Source organism: Pseudomonas sp. Pseu.R1 (assembly GCF_045764065.1).
GTDB lineage: Bacteria > Pseudomonadota > Gammaproteobacteria > Pseudomonadales > Pseudomonadaceae > Aquipseudomonas.
In genome coordinates this window covers 1,942,844-1,960,088 of record NZ_JBJGEE020000001.1, presented here as the reverse complement: position 1 = coordinate 1,960,088, position 17,245 = coordinate 1,942,844, and the positions used below count along the sequence as shown (strand labels likewise).

The following is a 17,245-nucleotide window of genomic DNA, read 5'->3' as shown; positions in this document are numbered from 1 at the left end:
CAGTCGGCGGGCGTGCTTTCCTGACAACTCTTTCACTGGCGTCTCCTTCGCGTTCGGCCATCATTTAGCAATCAAGACAGTGACAAAATGTCGCAATCGACTTTAGGCGAGTAAGATAGGCGCCCTGATTTTTCATCACCCCCATTTTTCAGAAGGGGCCTGCGTTGAGTGTCGGACTTGATCGACCTCAGGGGCGCCGTTTCTGAGCCCGCATTGACAGAGCAAATAGAGAAAAGGCGATTACTGATGACCAAGACCTCGCGACCTTTGTACATTTCCTACGCAGGCCCGTCGCTGCTGGAAATGCCGCTGCTCAACAAGGGCAGTGCGTTCACGCCGCAAGAGCGTGTGGATTTCAACCTGATCGGCCTGCTGCCTCAGAACGTTGAAACCATCGAAGAACAAGTGACCCGCGTTTACAGCCAGTACCAGCAGTGCGCGAGCGACCTCGACAAGCACATCTACCTGCGCTCGATTCAGGACAACAACGAAACGTTGTTCTTCCGCCTGCTGGATTCGCATCTGGAAGAGATGCTGCCCATTATCTACACCCCGACCGTGGGTCAGGCGTGTCAGGAATTTTCCAAGATATACCGCACCCACCGCGGCCTGTTCGTGTCCTACCCGGACCGTGATCGCATCGACGACATCCTGCGCAGCGCCACGAAAGATCGCATCAAGATCATCGTCGTGACGGACAGCGAGCGCATCCTTGGTCTGGGCGATCAGGGCATCGGCGGCATGGGCATTCCAATTGGCAAACTGTCGCTGTACACCGCATGCGGTGGTATCAGTCCGGCGTACACCCTGCCGATCGTGCTGGACGTTGGCACCAATAATCAGGAGTTGCTGGACGACCCGATGTACATGGGCTGGCGCCACAAGCGCGTGACCGGCAAAGAGTACGAAGACTTCGTTGCGCTGTTCATCGAAGCCGTACAACGCCGCTGGCCAGATGTACTGCTGCAGTTCGAAGACTTCGCCCAGACCAACGCCATGCCGTTGCTGGAGAAGTACCGCGACGAGCTGTGCTGCTTCAACGATGACATTCAGGGCACCGCGTCGGTGGCTGTGGGTACGTTGCTCGCGGCATGTAAAGCCAAGAACGAAACGTTGGGTCAGCAACGTGTGGTGTTCCTTGGGGCGGGTTCCGCCGGTTGCGGCATTGCCGAGCACATCATTGCCGCGATGGTGATCGAAGGTCTGACCGAAGCCGAAGCGCGCAAGCGAGTGATGATGGTCGACCGTTTTGGTCTGCTGACCGATAGCATGGACAACTTGCTGGACTTCCAGAAGAACCTGGCACAGAAAGCCGCAGACGTGTCGGGCTGGGCTTCTACCGATGAGTATCCAGGCTTGCTGGACGTGGTCACGAATGGCAAGCCGACGGTGCTGATTGGTGTGTCGGGCCAGCGTGGCCTGTTCACCGAGCAGATCATCCGTGAAATGCACAAACACTGCGCCAAGCCGCTGGTGATGCCGCTGTCCAACCCGACCTCGAAAGTTGAAGTCACGCCGCAGGAAGTCCTGACCTGGACCAACGGCGACGCGTTGGTAGCGACCGGTAGTCCGTTTGCCCCAGTGACGGTAGGCGATCGCACTTTCCACATCGCTCAGTGCAACAACTCCTACATCTTCCCGGGCATTGGCCTGGGTGTGATCGCGGCGAAGGCTACGCGCATCACCGACAAGATGCTGATGGCGGCGTCCAACGCGCTGGCTGAATGCTCGCCCATGGTCATTGGCAAGGGCGATGCGGTGCTGCCGCCGCTGAAAGAAATTCAGGCCGTGAGCAAGAAGATCGCACTGGCCGTGGCCAAGCAGGCTCAGGCTGAGAACGTGGCACTGGAAACCACGGAAGAGATGTTGGTGGAAGCGATCGAGCGTCATTTCTGGATGCCGAACTACCGCAGCTATCGTCGTAGCGCGGTGTAGGTAACGCCTGATCCGAGGATGAATACGGACCTGTGGGAGCCGGCTTGCTGGCGAAGGCGGAATGTCTGATACGCATTTGCTGACTGACACAGAGCATTCGCCAGCAAGCCGACTCCCACGACGTAATCTGATCCCGAAAGACCGCCGAAGCAGGCGGTCTTTTGTTTTCCGGCAAAAGCCCGCAGGATGAACCCTCGACAAAAACAAGAATGATCGACGAGGGACGCATGCAAACGGACAGTGTGCTCTATGACTACGTGATCGTCGGCGCAGGCCCCGCCGGGTGCTTGTTGGCCAATCGGCTGTCACACAACCCTTCTCATCGCGTTCTGCTGCTTGAAGCGGGCGGGCAGGACAACTACCCCTGGATTCACGTGCCAGTGGGTTATCTCTACTGCATTGGCAACCCACGCACCGACTGGTGCTTCAAGACCGAAGCCGAGCCCGGCCTCGATGGGCGTGCCCTGAACTACCCGCGCGGCAAGGTGCTGGGCGGTTGTTCGTCGATCAACGGCATGATTTATATGCGTGGCCAGTCTCGGGACTACGACGAGTGGGCCGCGCTGGGCAACAAAGGCTGGAGCTGGCGGGACGTGCTGCCGATCTTCAAACGCTCGGAAAGCCACTACGCCGGAAACTCCGACCTGCATGGTGCGCAAGGCGAGTGGCGAGTCGAGCAGCAGCGTCTGTCGTGGACCTTGCTTGACGCGTTTCGTGAAGCGGCGGCGCAAACCGGGATTGCCTCGATTTCCGATTTCAACGGAGGCGACAACGAAGGTTGCAGTTATTTCCAGGTGAACCAGCGGCGCGGTGTGCGCTGGAATGCCTCTAAAGCTTTTTTGCGCCCAATTGCCCAACGTCCAAATCTGACGGTCATGACCGGCGTCGAGGTCTCACGCATCGTGTTCGAGAATGGCCGGGCGAGCGGCGTGTTGGCAAAGGTCGGCCATCAGGAACAGACGTTGCGCGCGCGTCGAGAAGTGATCCTGTGTTGCGGCTCGGTGGGGTCACCGATGGTCTTGCAGCGCTCGGGCATCGGCCCGAGACCCTTGTTGGAAAAGCTCGGCATTGAGGTACGCAACGAACTGCCTGGCGTTGGCAGCAATCTGCAGGACCACTTGCAGTTGCGGCTGATCTACAAGGTCAGCAACGGCCATACCCTCAATCAAATGGCGAGCAGCCTGTGGGGCAAGATGAACATGGGCCTGCGCTACGCGCTCAATCGCAGCGGTCCGTTGGCGATGGCGCCGAGCCAGTTGGGTGCGTTTGCCCGATCAGGTCCGGAGCAGACCAGCGCCAATCTTGAGTACCACGTTCAGCCGCTGTCGCTGGAGCGCTTTGGCGAGCCGTTGCATGGCTTTCCGGCTTTTACTGCATCCGTCTGCGATCTGCGTCCGCAAAGCCGGGGCAGTGTGCAAATCCGCTCGGCACTGGCTGATGCCGCGCCGATCATCCGTCCTAATTACCTCAGTCACGAAACCGACCTCAAAACCGCCGCCGACGCCATCCGCCTGACCCGCCGCATCGCCGCTGCGCCTGCGCTGGCGCCTTTCGAGCCGGTGGAATACCTGCCCGGTGCGAGCCTGCAAAGCGAAGAAGAATTGCGCCAGGCCGCGGGTACCATTGGCACCACCATTTTTCATCCGGTAGGCACCTGCAAGATGGGGCAGGGGATGGATGCTGTGGTCGATGAGCGGCTGCGGGTGCGGGGCGTACCGGGTTTGCGCGTGGTGGATGCGTCGATCATGCCGACCATTACGTCCGGCAACACCTGTTCACCCACGGTGATGATTGCGGAGAAGGCGGCGCAGATGATTGTTGAGGATGCGCGTGTGACTGACAGCTCCAGCGGGATTGGCATGGTCAAGGCGTTTGATTATGCCGCAGATCCTTTGTAGGCCTTCACTGGCCTGCTGCCGGTAATGAGTGCATCGACTGTCTCAGGTGAGTCGTATTCTTGTGGGAGCCGGCTTGCTGGCGAAAGCGTTGGGTCAGCTATGGATGAGCTGAGTGAAGGATCTCGTTCGCCAGCAAGCCGGCACGCACAGGAGATGCTTGATCGGCAACAGCGTCTCTACAGGCGAGATATCGCTTGGGTTTGAGTGTGGATTTTTCCTGCAACAAAAGCCGCCAAACCAGACCTTTTGTTCGCATCCTTTTCACAAAAAATTGATAGCGCCCGCCCTAAAGTTTGCGGCATCGGGAAAGCGTTCAGTCTTTCGTCCGACGCTCTCATTTTTCAGGCACACAGATTCCCATGTTGAACGTAAAAGCAGTTCGTCCGGAGCTTGCGACCCTGCTCGCCAGTGTTTTCTTATTGGCCGGGTTTAACCTCACGCTGTGGCGGCATTTATTCACCATCACTGACTTCACCGGTCAGGGGCTTTTGCTGCGCAGTGCGTTCGCGATCATGGTGTTGTGTGTATTCAATATTGTTCTGACGCTGTTTGCGTTCAAGAGAGTTTTGAAGCCTGTATTGATCACGCTGTTCATGATCAGTGCCGGTGTTGCGTATTTCATGAGTGAATACGGCGTGCTGATCGATTCAGGCATGTTTCGTAACTTTGCGGAAACCAATGCCACCGAAGTGCAAGGTTTGTTGTCCTTGAAACTGTTGGCTTACTTGTTATTTCTTGGCCTCGTGCCGTCGGTGATTCTCTGGAAGACCCCTATTCATTACCGCCGCTGGCCTCGTGAAGTGCTGAGCAAGGTGATCGTCAGCGCGGTGAGCGCCAGTGTGATCGGTGGCGTGGCGCTGATGAATTATCAGGGGCTGTCCTCGTTGTTTCGCAATCACCATGAATTGCGCCTGATGGTGGTGCCAAGCAACTACATTGGCGCCTCGATGGGGTATTTGAGCGAGCAGGTGAAGTCTGCCCAGCAACCGTTCGTGGCCATTGGCGAAGACGCGAAACTGGCCAGTGAGTGGCAACAGCACAAGCGCAAGTCCCTGACAGTGCTGGTCGTGGGCGAGAGCGCGCGTGCCGAGAACTTCGGTATTCTGGGCTACAACCGTGACACCACGCCTCAGTTGAAGAAAGAGCGCGGCCTGCTGACGTTCACCGACGTGCACTCCTGTGGCACAGAGACCGCCGTGTCGGTGCCGTGCATGTTTTCCAACATGGGCCGCAAGGATTACGACGCCAGCGTTGCCAAAAACAAGGAAGGCATGCTCGACGTGCTCAAGCGCGCGGGCCTTGACGTGATCTGGCGTGACAACCAGTCGGGCTGCAAAGGCACCTGCGACCGGGTGACCCTGCAAGACGTCAGCAATCTCAAGGACCCCGTGCTGTGCGCCAACAACGAATGCCGTGACGAGATCCTGTTGCAAGGCCTGCAGAACTTCATCGATCACCTGGACAAGGACACGGTGCTGGTATTGCACCAGATGGGCAGTCACGGACCTGAATACTTCAAGCGTTACCCAAAAGAATTCGAAAAGTTTACACCGGTCTGTGAAAGTAATGCGCTGAATAACTGTTCTCGCGACAGCATCATTAACGGTTACGACAATACCTTGCTGTACACCGATCATGTGTTGGCGTCGTTGATCGATATATTGCGCAGCAACCAGAATAAAGTGGACACTGCGATGCTGTACCTGTCCGACCACGGTGAGTCATTGGGTGAATATAATTTGTTCCTGCACGGCACGCCTTATCTGTTGGCTCCGGATCAACAAAAACATGTGCCGATGATCGCCTGGTTCTCCGATAACTATCAGCAGTCGTTCGCCGTGGACACTCATTGTTTGCAGAAAGAGCGCAATGCCCCGCTCAGTCAGGACAACCTGTTCCATTCGATGTTGGGGCTGTTGCAGGTTCACACCAGCGTCTACAACCCGGCGCTGGACATGTTCGCGGGCTGCCGGGGTATTTACACGGATGGGGTACTGGCCAATGAATGAGCACACGACGGATCAACGTTCGCTGCGGGACTATGTTCACCGCCATGAGCAGGGACTGGCGCGGCGTTTGAGCCTGTGGCGCGACGCACAGTTGGCGCGTCTGGCCTTGCGTGATGCGGGGGATCCTGGTCTGGTGCTGGACTTGCCGTCCGGTGCCGGGCGGTTCTGGCCGGTGTTGGCCGAGCACGCCAATCGGGTGATCCTGGCGGCGGATCCCTCCATCGACATGCTGGACATTGCCGAGACGCAATCCCCGATCGAGGTGCGCAAGCGCATCCGGACGTTCCAGAGCTCAGCGCTCTCCATCGATCTGTCGGCCAATGCGGTGGATTGCATCTTCTGCATGCGCCTGTTTCATCACATCGCCGACAGTGACCAGCGCCGGGCTATTCTTGACGAGTTCTATCGCGTGACCCGTGACACGGCCATCGTCGCGTTGTGGGTCGATGGCAACCTGAAAGCCTGGCGCCGCAAGCGTCAGGAGCAGCATCGGTTGTCGTTAGGGGGGACGCAAACGCCACGCAACCGCTTCGTGGTGTGCCGCAGTCAGATCGAGTCGGAGTTTCTCGACGCGGGTTTTCGTATGGTCGGCCACCACGATTTTCTCCCGGGTTATGCCATGTGGCGCGTGTATGTGCTGCGCAAATCCGGTTATTAATCCGATGGGCGGTCGTCTGACAGGGCGTTATCGATAAACGCGGAAGATGAAGTTGTTCAAGACTTGCAGGACGGATGCCCGGTAAACGCCCTGAGCGATATATACTGCGCGCCATTCTTCAAGGGAGAGCCGTGTGGCCATCGATATTCACTGGATTCGCGACGACGACAGCCTCGCCCACCACTGCGCCGAGTGGCAGAAACTGCCATTCGTCGCGCTCGACACCGAATTCATGCGGGTCGACACCTTCTATCCCATCGCGGGTCTGTTGCAGATCGGCGACGGTGCCCGTGCCTTTCTGATTGACCCTTTGCTGATCGGCAATTGGGCGCCCCTGTCTGCGCTGCTGGAAAACACCGACGTCATCAAGGTTCTGCATGCCTGCAGTGAAGACCTCGAAGTGCTGTTGCGCTTGACCGGCAGCCTGCCTGTGCCCTTGTTCGACACCCAGCTCGCGGCGGCCTACCTCAACCTGGGGTTCTCGATGGGCTACTCGCGTCTAGTACAGGACGTGCTGAACATCGAACTGCCCAAAGGCGAGACCCGTTCGGACTGGTTGCAGCGTCCGCTGTCAGAGACTCAGATCAGCTACGCAGCGGAAGACGCCGTGCATTTGGCGGAGGTGTATGCCCTGCTGCGCCCGCGTTTGTCAGACGACAAGTACGCCTGGGTCCTGGAAGATGGCGCCGAACTGGTCGCCAACCTGCGCCGCGAGACCGACCCTTATGAGATCTATCGTGAAGCCAAGCTGGCGTGGAAACTGTCTCGCGCGCAGTTGAACGTGCTGCGCGAGCTGTGCGCCTGGCGTGAGCAGCAGGCCCGCCTGCGCGATCAGCCTCGCAACCGCATCCTGCGTGAGCACTCGCTGTGGCCGCTGGCCAAGAGTCAGCCGGACAACCTGGGCGCGCTGGCGAAAATCGAAGACATGCACCCCAAGACCGTACGTCAGGACGGCGAATTCCTGCTGAACCTGATCAAGACGGCAGGCAACGTATCGCCTGATCTCTGGCCTCCGGCGTTGCCGGAGCCACTGCCCATCGAAGCATCGAATGTATTGAAGCGCCTGCGCAGCATTGGTCAGCAGCAAGCGGAACGCCTGAACATGGCGCCGGAACTGATGCTGCGCAAGAAGACGCTCGAAGCCTTGCTCAAGACCGGTTTCCCTGACGGTCCCTACCAACTGCCCGATTCGCTGCGTGGCTGGCGCCGTGAGTTGATGGGCCAGATGCTGCTCGACAGCCTGGCCACTGCCGGAGAACAGCCTTGAAACAGATTTGCTCCATCTATCGAAGCCCACGCAAAAACGAAATGTACCTCTACGTGCTCAAGAGCGAGGCGCTGGAGCGGGTTCCAGAAGGTTTGCTCACCGCGTTCGGCAAGCCGCAACACGCGTTCGATCTGGTGCTGAGTCCCGAGCGCACCTTGGCCCGTGAAGACATCCACACGGTGCTGGAAAATCTGGAAAAACAGGGTTATCACCTGCAGATGCCGCCCGCCGAGGAAGAGTACATCGAGCATCTGCCCGACGAGTTGCTGCGCCGCAACGATCCGGTCTGATCGCTGATCCCCTGCCATTCATCGCAGGGGTATACCAGGCCGTTTGTGGGTCGAGGGGCGTCTTCGCCGTTGAACGAGCGCAGCCCGGGGCCCGGCGGTCGCATGTCCTGTTTTTTCGAGTTTTGATTTCATGCGCGTTCTGATTGCCGAACACGATTACGCCGTTTACACCGATTTGCTGCGCAAGGCCGCTCCCGACATTGAAATCCTGAGCAGCGGCGACTCTGCCGAACTGGCGAAAATGGCGGTAGATGCGCCGATCTGGCTGGGTCAGCCTGATCTGCTCGCCACGCTGCTGCGCCAGGGCCATGCACCTCAATGGGCACAATCGACCTGGGCGGGAATCACGCCGTTGCTGGCCGAGGGCCTCAACCGCAATTATCGATTGACCCGCGCCGTGGGGATTTTTGGCCAAGTCATGGCCGAGTTCGTACTGACTTACATGCTGGTGCATGAGCGCGAGGTGCTGGCGCGGCTGGTGAGCCAGGTCGAGCGCAAGTGGGATAACCGGCCTGGCCTGAGTCTGGCCGGGCGCAAGGCGCTGATCGTGGGCACGGGGGATATCGGTGTCAGCGTGGCGCAGTTCCTGGTGCCGTTTGGGGTGCAGGTGTATGGCGTGGCCTCGACGTCACGTACGCTCGCGCCGTTCGTCGAAGTGGGGGCGCTGGACGATCTGCCCCGACTGGTGGCCGACGCGGACTTCGTGATCAACCTGTTGCCGAATACCCCGCAAACCCACGATATCTACGACGCGAAGCTGTTTGCCCAATTCAAGCCGTCGTCGTTGTTCATCAACGTCGGACGTGGTGTGGCGGTGGTGGATGCCGATCTGGTTCACGCGTTGAAAGAGGGGCATCTGGCGGGCGCCGTGATCGACGTCTGCCGTCAGGAGCCGTTGCCGCAGCGCCATCCGTTCTGGACGGCTTGGGGGCTGCTGTTGACCGGCCACAGCTCGGCCCCGACCTCACCGCCTGCGATGACCCGATTGTTCGTCGAGAATCTGAATGCGTATGTGGCGGGTGAAGCGTTGCGTGGGGAAGTGGATTTCGCGAAGGGGTATTGAGGTCGGGTTACGTTCGACCTGATTGCCCCCGAAACCTGTGGGAACGAATGAGTTCGCTCCCACAGGGGGGCGGTGTTCGTTAGATCGATGTAACTCCTGCCATGCTTACAGGCTGAAATCCCCCTCAGCCGCCAATTCAGCCAGCGGACGACGTGGGCTTGGCACTTCGCGGGCTTGCAGGTATTCGGCCAGGGTCGATTTGTCGCCCAGCTTGCCAATGGCGACGGCGGCGTGCAGTGCGTAGCCTTCCGGAATCTTCAGCTCCTTGCGAGTCAGTTCCTGATCGAAGCCGGCCATGCCGTGGGTGTGCCAGCCGCTCAGGCTCGCTTGCAGCGCCAGGTGGCCCCAGGCCGATCCGGTGTCGAAGGTGTGCCACAGCGCAGGTGTTTCTTCGGTGGCGCCGGGCGCCGTGAAGGTCGTTTTGGAAATGACGATCACCAGCGCCGACGCGTGCTGTGCCCAGCCCCGGTTGAACTCGTTCAACAGGCCCAGAAAACGCTCCCAGTTGGGCGTGTCGCGACGGGCATACAGAAAGCGCCATGGCTGCGAGTTGTAGGCCGACGGTGCCCAGCGAGCGGCTTCGAAAAAGCTCAGCAGCGTCTCTTGCGGGATACTTTCGCCAGTGAACGCACGAGGCGACCAGCGATCGGTGAATTGCGAGTGGATGGCGTATTCGGCAACGCGTGGGTTGGCACTCATGAAAGGATGATCCTGAACAGGTTTAAGTGACCGCCTGCTGGCAGAAGCGGCAAGCGGAATCCATCGGATGGGCCGTGGACGGCAGGCATCGTCGAAGCGGTTGATGCGGGCAGGGCTCTGATCAGAGCGTGCGAGGGCATAAAGCTACTGCGCCGACCCGGTGATGACAAGCCTCTGGCTACCGACAGTCGCCAATGCTTGGCCCCCATGCGATGTGCCACTAGACTGGCGGCCTTTTCATCACCGATACCGATTCCCGTACGCCATGGCCGCCGACGTCGAACCCTTCTGGATGCGCAAAACCCTCACCCAACTCAATCCGGTGGAGTGGGAGTCGTTGTGTGACGGCTGTGGCCTGTGCTGTCTGCAAAAGCTTGAAGATGAGGACGATGGCAGCGTGTATTACACGCGCATCGCCTGCAAGTTGCTGGACCTGAAGACCTGCCAATGTGCCGATTATCCGAATCGCAAGGCGTTGGTGCCCGATTGCATTCAACTCACGCCGGGTCAGGCCGATGAGTTCAAGTGGTTGCCGCCCACTTGCGGCTATCGATTGGTCAGCGAAGGCAAGGACCTGCCCGCCTGGCACCACTTGGTGTGTGGTGATCGCGAGCAGGTCCACAAGCAGCGTATTTCCCAGTCCGGCCGTATGCTCAGCGAAACGAGCGTGGCCGAAGACGATTGGGAGGATTACCTGATTTTCCGCGCGGGCTGATCCCTTCGTGAGCTGATTCGATCCAACAGCCTGTCGCAACAGGAGTGGTCTGCCCGTGCGTTATCACCTTTCGCTGTGTGCCGTTCTGCTGCTCGTCAGCCTGCCTGCGTGGGCGGTGAAAAAAGTCGACCTGGATTACCACGTCACCTTATTGCCCCAGAGCGATCAGGCCGAAGTGCGCGTGACCCTGGAGCAGGGCAGCGTGGTGCGCAGCCTGAATCTGAATCTGGGCGAGCAGGGGTATTTCAGCGACTTTGCGGCGGACGGCCAGTGGACGACCGAACCGGCACCCTCGGGCACTGCCTTGCGGGGTATCTGGAAACCCGCGACAGGCAAGGCCACGTTGACGTATCGCGTACGAATCGATCGACCTGCTGTGGACACGCATTCGGACAAGCCTCGTTACGACAGCCGCATGACCGCCGAGTGGGCGCTGTTTCGCGGCGAGGACCTGGTGCCCGCCGCCCGGCTCGATCAGCAGGACGGCGTACGCTTGCAGGCGCGTCTGACGTTCGATTTGCCGCCGGGGTGGCGCGATGTCGAAACCTCGTGGCCGCGCATTGGCAAGAACCGCTTTCGCATTGACAACGCCTCGCGTCTTTTCGAGCGGCCCACCGGCTGGATGCTGGCGGGGAATCTGATCAACCGTCGTGCTCATCTGGGTGACACCGATGTCACGGTCAGTGCACCAAAAGGGCAGGGCATGCGCCGCATGGAAAGCCTGACGCTGCTGACGTTCGTCTGGCCTCGTCTGCAAGCCGTTTTCCCACGCACGCCGGGCAAATTGCTGGTGGTCGGCGCGGCGGATTCCATGGCTCGAAATGCCAGTGCCGGGCACGATTCGATCTACCTCAACAGCAATCGCCCGTTGATCAGTGAGAGCGGCGCCAGTCCCGTGTTGCGGGAGTTGGTGCAGGTGTTCGCTCGGGTTCAGACGAAGGATCGAAGTGACTGGATCCGCGCAGGCGTTGCCGAGTATTACGCCGTGGAGTTGCTGCGGCGTTCCGGCGGGATGACCGAGGATCGCTATCAGGACTGGCAATCGATCCTGACGCGGGTCGGGCGCAAGGTGACGACGTTACGTGCGGTTCATGTCGATCAGGCCATGACCGCACGCGCTGCACTGCTGATGGGGGCACTGGATCAGGAAATCCGGCGCAAGACCGACGACCAGAAGTCGCTGGACGATGTAATGCAAGGGCTGGTGCGTATGGGGCCGGTGACGACAGAGGATTTCGCGCAACTCAGCGCCGGGGTGATGGGCGAGCCGTCTAAGGTGTTGGCTACGCCGCTTTTGTAGGATCGCTGTTTTATCTGCACCAGCACGGCTTGTCGGCGGTGGCGTCATTGAAATCGCTACCGCCGGCAAGCCGTGTTGCTACAGAGAATGTGCAGGCAGGACCAATATGCCCAGATCAGGCGCCCTTCGGCCCCTTCACCGCATCGATGCTTTTCACCACGGCTTCTTCTGCCGCCACTTCGGCCTTGGTCTTGAGCTTGCTCAACTCAGCGCCTGCCTCTTCGATACGCGCACGGGCCACGGCCATGTCACTGCGGCTTTTCTCCAGCAACGCCTTGGCCGAGCAATGACCGGTGATACCCCGTGCCAGCACTGCGCCGCCAATGGCCAGTTGCACCAGGCCGAATAGCCCGCCACGGCGCAGGCCCTTGCCCATCATCAGCACGCCCCCGGCCAAAGAGCCGATGCGCTCCCAGCCTTGTACGTTTTGCTCGGGGAGTTCACGCAGCGGACGTTCGACGCGTTTGAGGATCGGGGTATCGCTCATGATGGATTCTCCATGAAAGGTATGGTCCCTGTAGCTGACTGCCACAACCGAAAACTGTTCAATACGTTTGTCGCGACAAGGCGATCAGGTGCGATCGGTTTCGCGGCCGAACAGCGGGCCAGAGCGAGTGTTGTTGCCCTTGGCCATGCGGTCGTAAAGCACGACGTTGACGGTCGCGGCCAGGTTCATGCAGCCGGTGGTGGGGATATACACGACGTCCTCGCACCAGTCGCGGATATCTTTGTCCAGCGAGCCGTCTTCAGGGCCGAAAATGTAGATCGCGCGATCCGGGTGAGTGTATTCGGGCAGTGCGCGAGCGCCTTCTACCAGCTCGACGGCCACCGGCACGCAACCCAGAGGAATGATCTTTTTCAGGTCGTCGATGCCGATCAGCGGAATGTCCTGATGGATCTTCTTGGTGTCGGTGACAAAATCCCGTGCCCGCTCGTACCGCTTGCCGGTGTAGAACACCGACGCCACGCCGTAGCAGCCTGCCGCGCGCATCACCGAACCGACGTTTTCCGGGGATTTGGGGTTGTACAAGCCGATGCAGGCATAGCGTTTGTTGGCCACGGGGAGGGTGCTCTTAGGGGAAAGCGCGGGATTATACGCAGGTCTCGGGAGATGAACTGACCGCTACGGAGCGAATCTCAATCGTCCTTCTTCATCATCCCGGCCAATGCGGCAAACGGGTTGTGAGTGGCCTTGGCCGTTTTCGGCGAACCGAGAGAGCTGTCGGAGAAGTATTGCTGGTCGGTGTAGCGAGAGTGCTCGTTGTCGTGACAGAACAGGCAGAGCAGTTCCCAGTTCGAGCCGTCCTGCGGGTTGTTGTCGTGGTTGTGGTCGCGGTGATGCACGGTCAGTTCGCTCAGGCGTTTGCCGGAAAATTCCCGGGCGCAGCGGCCGCAGACGTGGGGGTACATCTTCAGCGCTTTGTCGCGGTAGCCCATCTCCTTGTCGCGTTTGGCATCGGCCAGGATGCGGTCGAGCTTGGAGGTATTGGTGGAGCTCATGGTGTCACCTGTTTCGTGTGCGGTTGGCAATGGGGCGAGTTTAGCGCGTTGACGTGGGTTCTACAGCCATGTCAGGCAGTGGCAATTTTCTCGCGCAGGAGTAGCCTGAGCGTCATGACAGAAGATTGGCTGTGGAGGCCAACGATGAAGGGGTTCATTCCAGCGGTGTTTGCGCTGATGGCAGTGGGTATGTCGCCCGTGTTTGCCGAATCGTTGCAACCTGTCCTCAACCCGCCCGAGCCGATTGCCGCGACGTCCGGTTCGCCCGGAACGGCCACGCCAACGCCGTACCCTCAGGTCTCGCCCCCCAGCGTCCCGCGTGTGGGAGGGCAGGGCAATCCGCCGTTATTGCCAAAGATTCCGCAACCGGGGCCGCCGAAGGATGATGAGCCATTGCCTGCGATCACGCCTGCCAAGCCAGCCCCTTGATTCCAGGGTGGCTGATCAACCGCATCGCCACCAAGGCGGCTCCCACAATGACCGCATCCGATCCAGCCCATTCGTTCGACGCCGAACCTGTGGGAGCCGGCTTGCTGGCGAAAGCGTCGGGCCAGATACGTTGATGGCGACTGATACGCCGCATTCGCCAGCAAGGCGGCTCCCACAATCTGAGCGTTGCTACTCGTGCTGCGCCAACACCTGCCCATCCATCATGCGCAGGCGCTTGGACATGGCGATGGCAATGGCGCGAATGATCTTGGCGGCCACCTTCGGCGCGTCGTTGAGCATCTTGTCCAGTGAGTCCTTGCCCAGGTTCAGCAGGTAGCAGGACGACGCTGCGACGCAGCTCGCGGATCGGCGTTCGCCATCTAGCACCGCCATTTCCCCAAAGGCGCGGCCACTGCGCAGAATGGCCGTTTCCACTGGCTTGCCTTCACTATTGAGCTTCTGCACCGACACCGTGCCCGAATGAATGATGCACATGAAGGTGCCCGCGTCGCCCTCGTTGAAGATGGCTTCGCCTTTTTCGATGCTGCTGATGCTGAAATAGCCCGCCGCCGCAGAAAAGTCCGCAGGCGTCAGGGCGAGAAACAGACCACAGTCCATCAGCATTTCACGGATTTCATTGTTCAGAGAGGAAGCTGTCGGCATGGCGATGTTCTTGTCAGTGTCGTAAAAACGGGACTCGGAAAACGGCTCCAGACTACACGTCAGCAGGAGCCGTCTGATAGGACAGATGGTCGGAAGAGAGTTCCTCAGGCCAGTTGCAATACCTTGAAGATAAATCCGTATTCGAGCGCTACGTCACGTAATCCCTGATACCGCCCGCTCATCCCGCCATGCCCGGCGCCCAGTTCGGTCTTGAGCAGCAGCAAATGGTCGTCGGTTTTGGTGTCGCGCAATCTGGCCACCCACTTGGCCGCCTCCCAATACTGCACCCGACTGTCGTTGTACCCGGCAATCACCAGCATCGCCGGATACGCCTGCGCGCTGACGTTTTCGTAAGGCGCATAGGCCTTGATCCGGGCGTAAACCTCAGGCTCTTGAGGATTGCCCCACTCGTCATATTCGGTCACGGTCAACGGCAGGTCCGGATCTAGCATGGTGTTGAGTACGTCGACGAACGGCACTTCGGCAATTGCCGCCTTGAACAGCTCAGGGCGTTGATTGACCACCGCGCCGATCAACAGGCCACCCGCGCTGCCGCCGCTGATCACCAGTTGCTCGGCGGTGGTCAGGTTTTGCGCAATCAGGTGCTCGGCACAGGCGATAAAGTCGCTGAAGGTATTTTGCTTGTGTTCCTGTTTGCCCGTGCGGTACCAAGCCTCACCCAACTCGCCGCCGCCGCGTACATGGGCGATGGCGAAGGCGATACCGCGATCGAGCAGGCTCAACCGGGCATGAGAGAACCATGGGTCCAGACTTTCGCCGTACGCGCCGTAGCCGTACAGATAAAGTGGCACCGGCTGACCGGCGAGCTCGCGTTTGACGACAAGGCTGATCGGTACTTGCGTGCCGTCCGCAGCGGTCGCCCACAGGCGCTGGCTGACGTAGGCATCGGCGTCGAACACGCCTAGTACGGGCGTTTCCTTGAGGACGACTTGCTCCCCGGTGGCCAGGGTCAATTGACGAACCTGCGGCGGACGATTCAGGGATTGATAGCGCAGACGAATCTTGTCGCTCTCGAACTCAAGGGTGTCTTGCACATACAGGCTGTAGGCCGCGTCCGGCAGTTGCACGCGATAAGGCGGCAAGCCCTGTGGGTGAACTTCGACGATGGGCAGCCCGCCTTCGCGCAGGCTCAAGGTCAGACCACGAGCGTTGAGGCTGAAGCCGTCGAGCATGACCGTATCGCTGTGAGGGACCAGCGTTTGCCAGTCGCTGCGGTCGGGCACGCCGCTGGCCTGTTCCGGCGCATTAAACAGTGCGAAGTTGATACCGGCCTGGTTGCTGCGAATCAGCCAGCTCCAGGTGCCGTCGATCAGGCCATGGTCGACCGAATATTCATGGCCTTCGCTGCGCGGTGCGACACACACGAACGCCTGCTCGGGCTTGCTGGCGTCCAGCACCCAGCTCTCGCCAGTGGTCTTGCTGTCCAGCGCCAGCACCAGTTGCCGCTCGGAACTGGTGCGATAGCAATGCAGAAAAAAGCGCCCGTCGGGTTCGCTGAACACCAGATCGGCTGCATCGGTGCCCAACTTGTGGCGATACAGCTTGTGAGGGCGATGGGTGTCGTCCAGTTCGCCAAAGAACAGGGTCTGGCTGTCATTGGCCCAGGTCATGCTGCCGTCGCACTCTTCGAATGGCAGACCGATGACAGTCCCGGTGCTCAATTCCTTCACGAACAGCTGATAAACCTCATCGCCGCTGGTGTCGGTGCTATAGGCCAGACGCTGGTGGTCCGGGCTGATGCTGAAGGCACCCAGGGAAAAGAACCCGCCGTTGGCCAGCGCATTCGGGTCCAGCAGCAGCTCTTCGGCGCTATCATCGACGGTTTGCGAATCGTCTGCCGGGCGCGGGCAGCGGTAGTGGCGGGCGTATTCGTCACCCTCGGTGGTGCGGGTGTAATACAGGTACGGACCCCACGGGGAGGGCAACGACAGGTCGGTTTCGAGGATGCGGCCCTTGATCTCCTGGAACAGGGTTTCACGCAACGCTTCTTGATCGGCCAGTTGCTGTTCCTGATAGCTGTTTTCGGCCTTGAGGTAGTCGAGCACCTCGTCGGTATCGCGATTCTGCAGCCAGGCATACGGATCGGCGCCGTCGCCTTTGCGGGCAATTGGAGCGCTGGAAGTGCTGAGGGATGAAGGCATGCGAGGCTCTCTCAAAAGTGAAACAGGCCGCTTGGGCGAGCGTTTTGCTGGCGAAGCGGGCCGATAACTGAAGCCGGGTAAGCCAGGCTGGCGAAAAGTCGTTATCATAAGCGCCTCTTTACCTGCCTTACCACGGACGTCATGACCGACAACGACTATCTGATTGCCTGGGGCCTTTACGCGTTCGCCGCGTTGGGCTGTCTGTTGGTGTGGTTCAAGCTCACCGGCTGGATGTGGCGCTACCTGCGTGAGCCACTGCGCGTGATCGGCGCGGTGCTGTTGTTCTGCCCGACCATCATCGACCCGGTCAAGGAAAAGTATGCCCCGGCGCTGGCTATCAGCGTGCTTGATCTGGGCCTCAAAGTGGGCAACAACGTCTGGCGTGCGGCGCTGGATCTGTCGACTTACGGGTCGATTGCCCTGGGTCTTTACGTCATTTTCGCACTGATCCGTCTGCCTTTCCTGCGCAAGAAAAAGGCCCGTCAGGCTCATGCTGAAGCGGCTGCCGCACAGGCCGCTGCCGAGGAGAAGGCAGACGACGAGCCGTTTGCCACGCAGGGGACTTCCCGTTATGCCGGCCAGACTGCGGCGCCTGTCCGAGGTGCTGGCCCCGGCGTTCGCTCGCGGGTTGAACCCAAGCTTTGACCTGAAAGCCCG

At 59.8% G+C, this 17,245-nt stretch carries 17 protein-coding genes; 11 read left to right on the top strand and 6 right to left on the bottom strand.

Annotated features, from left to right (window positions below; all coding sequences use genetic code 11):
• The first annotated feature begins 246 nt into the window (after nucleotides 1-246).
• The 7 genes from ACI5GA_RS09155 to ACI5GA_RS09125 all read left to right on the top strand — a co-directional run bounded on the left by ACI5GA_RS09155 (nucleotide 247) and on the right by ACI5GA_RS09125 (nucleotide 9,120).
• Complete coding sequence (locus tag ACI5GA_RS09155) at nucleotides 247-1,935, top strand: NAD-dependent malic enzyme (RefSeq protein WP_421422604.1); 1,689 nt, start codon at nucleotides 247-249, stop codon at nucleotides 1,933-1,935.
• Nucleotides 1,936-2,162: 227 nt separating this feature from the next.
• Entirely contained in the window at nucleotides 2,163-3,833 is a 1,671-nt protein-coding gene (locus tag ACI5GA_RS09150) for a GMC family oxidoreductase (protein WP_404639029.1), read from the top strand.
• A gap of 359 nt (nucleotides 3,834-4,192) precedes the next feature.
• Nucleotides 4,193-5,842: a phosphoethanolamine transferase gene (locus tag ACI5GA_RS09145; RefSeq protein ID WP_421422603.1), complete on the top strand. Its 1,650-nt coding sequence runs from the start codon at nucleotides 4,193-4,195 to the stop codon at nucleotides 5,840-5,842.
• Nucleotides 5,835-6,500 (top strand): class I SAM-dependent methyltransferase, encoded by a 666-nt coding sequence (locus tag ACI5GA_RS09140; RefSeq protein WP_421422602.1) that lies wholly within the window; start codon nucleotides 5,835-5,837, stop codon nucleotides 6,498-6,500. The genes ACI5GA_RS09145 and ACI5GA_RS09140 overlap by 8 nt, the downstream gene beginning before the upstream one ends.
• A gap of 133 nt (nucleotides 6,501-6,633) precedes the next feature.
• A complete protein-coding gene (gene rnd, locus ACI5GA_RS09135; protein ID WP_404639023.1) occupies nucleotides 6,634-7,767 on the top strand; it encodes a ribonuclease D in 1,134 nt (377 codons plus the stop codon).
• Nucleotides 7,764-8,057 carry a YcgL domain-containing protein gene (locus ACI5GA_RS09130; RefSeq protein WP_404639021.1) on the top strand — a complete coding sequence of 98 codons (294 nt, stop codon included), beginning with the start codon at nucleotides 7,764-7,766 and terminating at the stop codon, nucleotides 8,055-8,057. The genes rnd and ACI5GA_RS09130 overlap by 4 nt, the downstream gene beginning before the upstream one ends.
• A 130-nt stretch (nucleotides 8,058-8,187) precedes the next feature.
• Nucleotides 8,188-9,120 (top strand): D-2-hydroxyacid dehydrogenase, encoded by a 933-nt coding sequence (locus ACI5GA_RS09125; protein ID WP_421422601.1) that lies wholly within the window; start codon nucleotides 8,188-8,190, stop codon nucleotides 9,118-9,120.
• Between the two features lie 105 nt (nucleotides 9,121-9,225).
• On the opposite strand, the gene ACI5GA_RS09120 is transcribed toward ACI5GA_RS09125, so the two are convergent.
• Nucleotides 9,226-9,819, bottom strand: a complete 594-nt coding sequence (locus tag ACI5GA_RS09120) for a nitroreductase family protein (protein WP_421422600.1) — start codon at nucleotides 9,817-9,819, stop codon at nucleotides 9,226-9,228.
• A 265-nt stretch (nucleotides 9,820-10,084) separates the two neighbouring features.
• Here ACI5GA_RS09120 and ACI5GA_RS09115 point away from each other — a divergent pair, with 265 nt between their 5' ends.
• Nucleotides 10,085-10,534: a YcgN family cysteine cluster protein gene (locus ACI5GA_RS09115; protein WP_404639015.1), complete on the top strand. Its 450-nt coding sequence runs from the start codon at nucleotides 10,085-10,087 to the stop codon at nucleotides 10,532-10,534.
• A gap of 49 nt (nucleotides 10,535-10,583) precedes the next feature.
• A complete protein-coding gene (locus ACI5GA_RS09110; protein ID WP_421425458.1) occupies nucleotides 10,584-11,834 on the top strand; it encodes a hypothetical protein in 1,251 nt (416 codons plus the stop codon).
• 115 nt (nucleotides 11,835-11,949) lie between these two features.
• Here ACI5GA_RS09110 and ACI5GA_RS09105 read toward each other — a convergent pair whose 3' ends face one another.
• The 3 genes from ACI5GA_RS09105 to ACI5GA_RS09095 all read right to left on the bottom strand — a co-directional run bounded on the left by ACI5GA_RS09105 (nucleotide 11,950) and on the right by ACI5GA_RS09095 (nucleotide 13,334).
• Entirely contained in the window at nucleotides 11,950-12,321 is a 372-nt protein-coding gene (locus ACI5GA_RS09105; RefSeq protein WP_404639013.1) for a YgaP family membrane protein, read from the bottom strand.
• Nucleotides 12,322-12,405: 84 nt separating this feature from the next.
• Entirely contained in the window at nucleotides 12,406-12,894 is a 489-nt protein-coding gene (locus tag ACI5GA_RS09100) for an RNA methyltransferase (RefSeq protein WP_404639011.1), read from the bottom strand.
• Nucleotides 12,895-12,971: 77 nt separating this feature from the next.
• Nucleotides 12,972-13,334, bottom strand: a complete 363-nt coding sequence (locus ACI5GA_RS09095) for a YajD family HNH nuclease (RefSeq protein ID WP_404639009.1) — start codon at nucleotides 13,332-13,334, stop codon at nucleotides 12,972-12,974.
• Nucleotides 13,335-13,478: 144 nt separating this feature from the next.
• Between ACI5GA_RS09095 and ACI5GA_RS09090 the strand changes: the two genes are divergently transcribed.
• Nucleotides 13,479-13,763: a hypothetical protein gene (locus ACI5GA_RS09090; protein WP_421422599.1), complete on the top strand. Its 285-nt coding sequence runs from the start codon at nucleotides 13,479-13,481 to the stop codon at nucleotides 13,761-13,763.
• A 189-nt stretch (nucleotides 13,764-13,952) separates the two neighbouring features.
• Here ACI5GA_RS09090 and ACI5GA_RS09085 read toward each other — a convergent pair whose 3' ends face one another.
• On the bottom strand, nucleotides 13,953-14,426 hold the full coding sequence (locus ACI5GA_RS09085; RefSeq protein WP_421422598.1) for a cyclic nucleotide-binding domain-containing protein: 474 nt from the start codon (nucleotides 14,424-14,426) through the stop codon (nucleotides 13,953-13,955).
• A gap of 104 nt (nucleotides 14,427-14,530) precedes the next feature.
• Nucleotides 14,531-16,588 (bottom strand): S9 family peptidase, encoded by a 2,058-nt coding sequence (locus tag ACI5GA_RS09080; protein ID WP_421422597.1) that lies wholly within the window; start codon nucleotides 16,586-16,588, stop codon nucleotides 14,531-14,533.
• Nucleotides 16,589-16,729: 141 nt separating this feature from the next.
• Between ACI5GA_RS09080 and ACI5GA_RS09075 the strand changes: the two genes are divergently transcribed.
• Nucleotides 16,730-17,233: an MFS transporter gene (locus tag ACI5GA_RS09075; protein ID WP_404639001.1), complete on the top strand. Its 504-nt coding sequence runs from the start codon at nucleotides 16,730-16,732 to the stop codon at nucleotides 17,231-17,233.
• Nucleotides 17,234-17,245 lie beyond the last annotated feature (12 nt).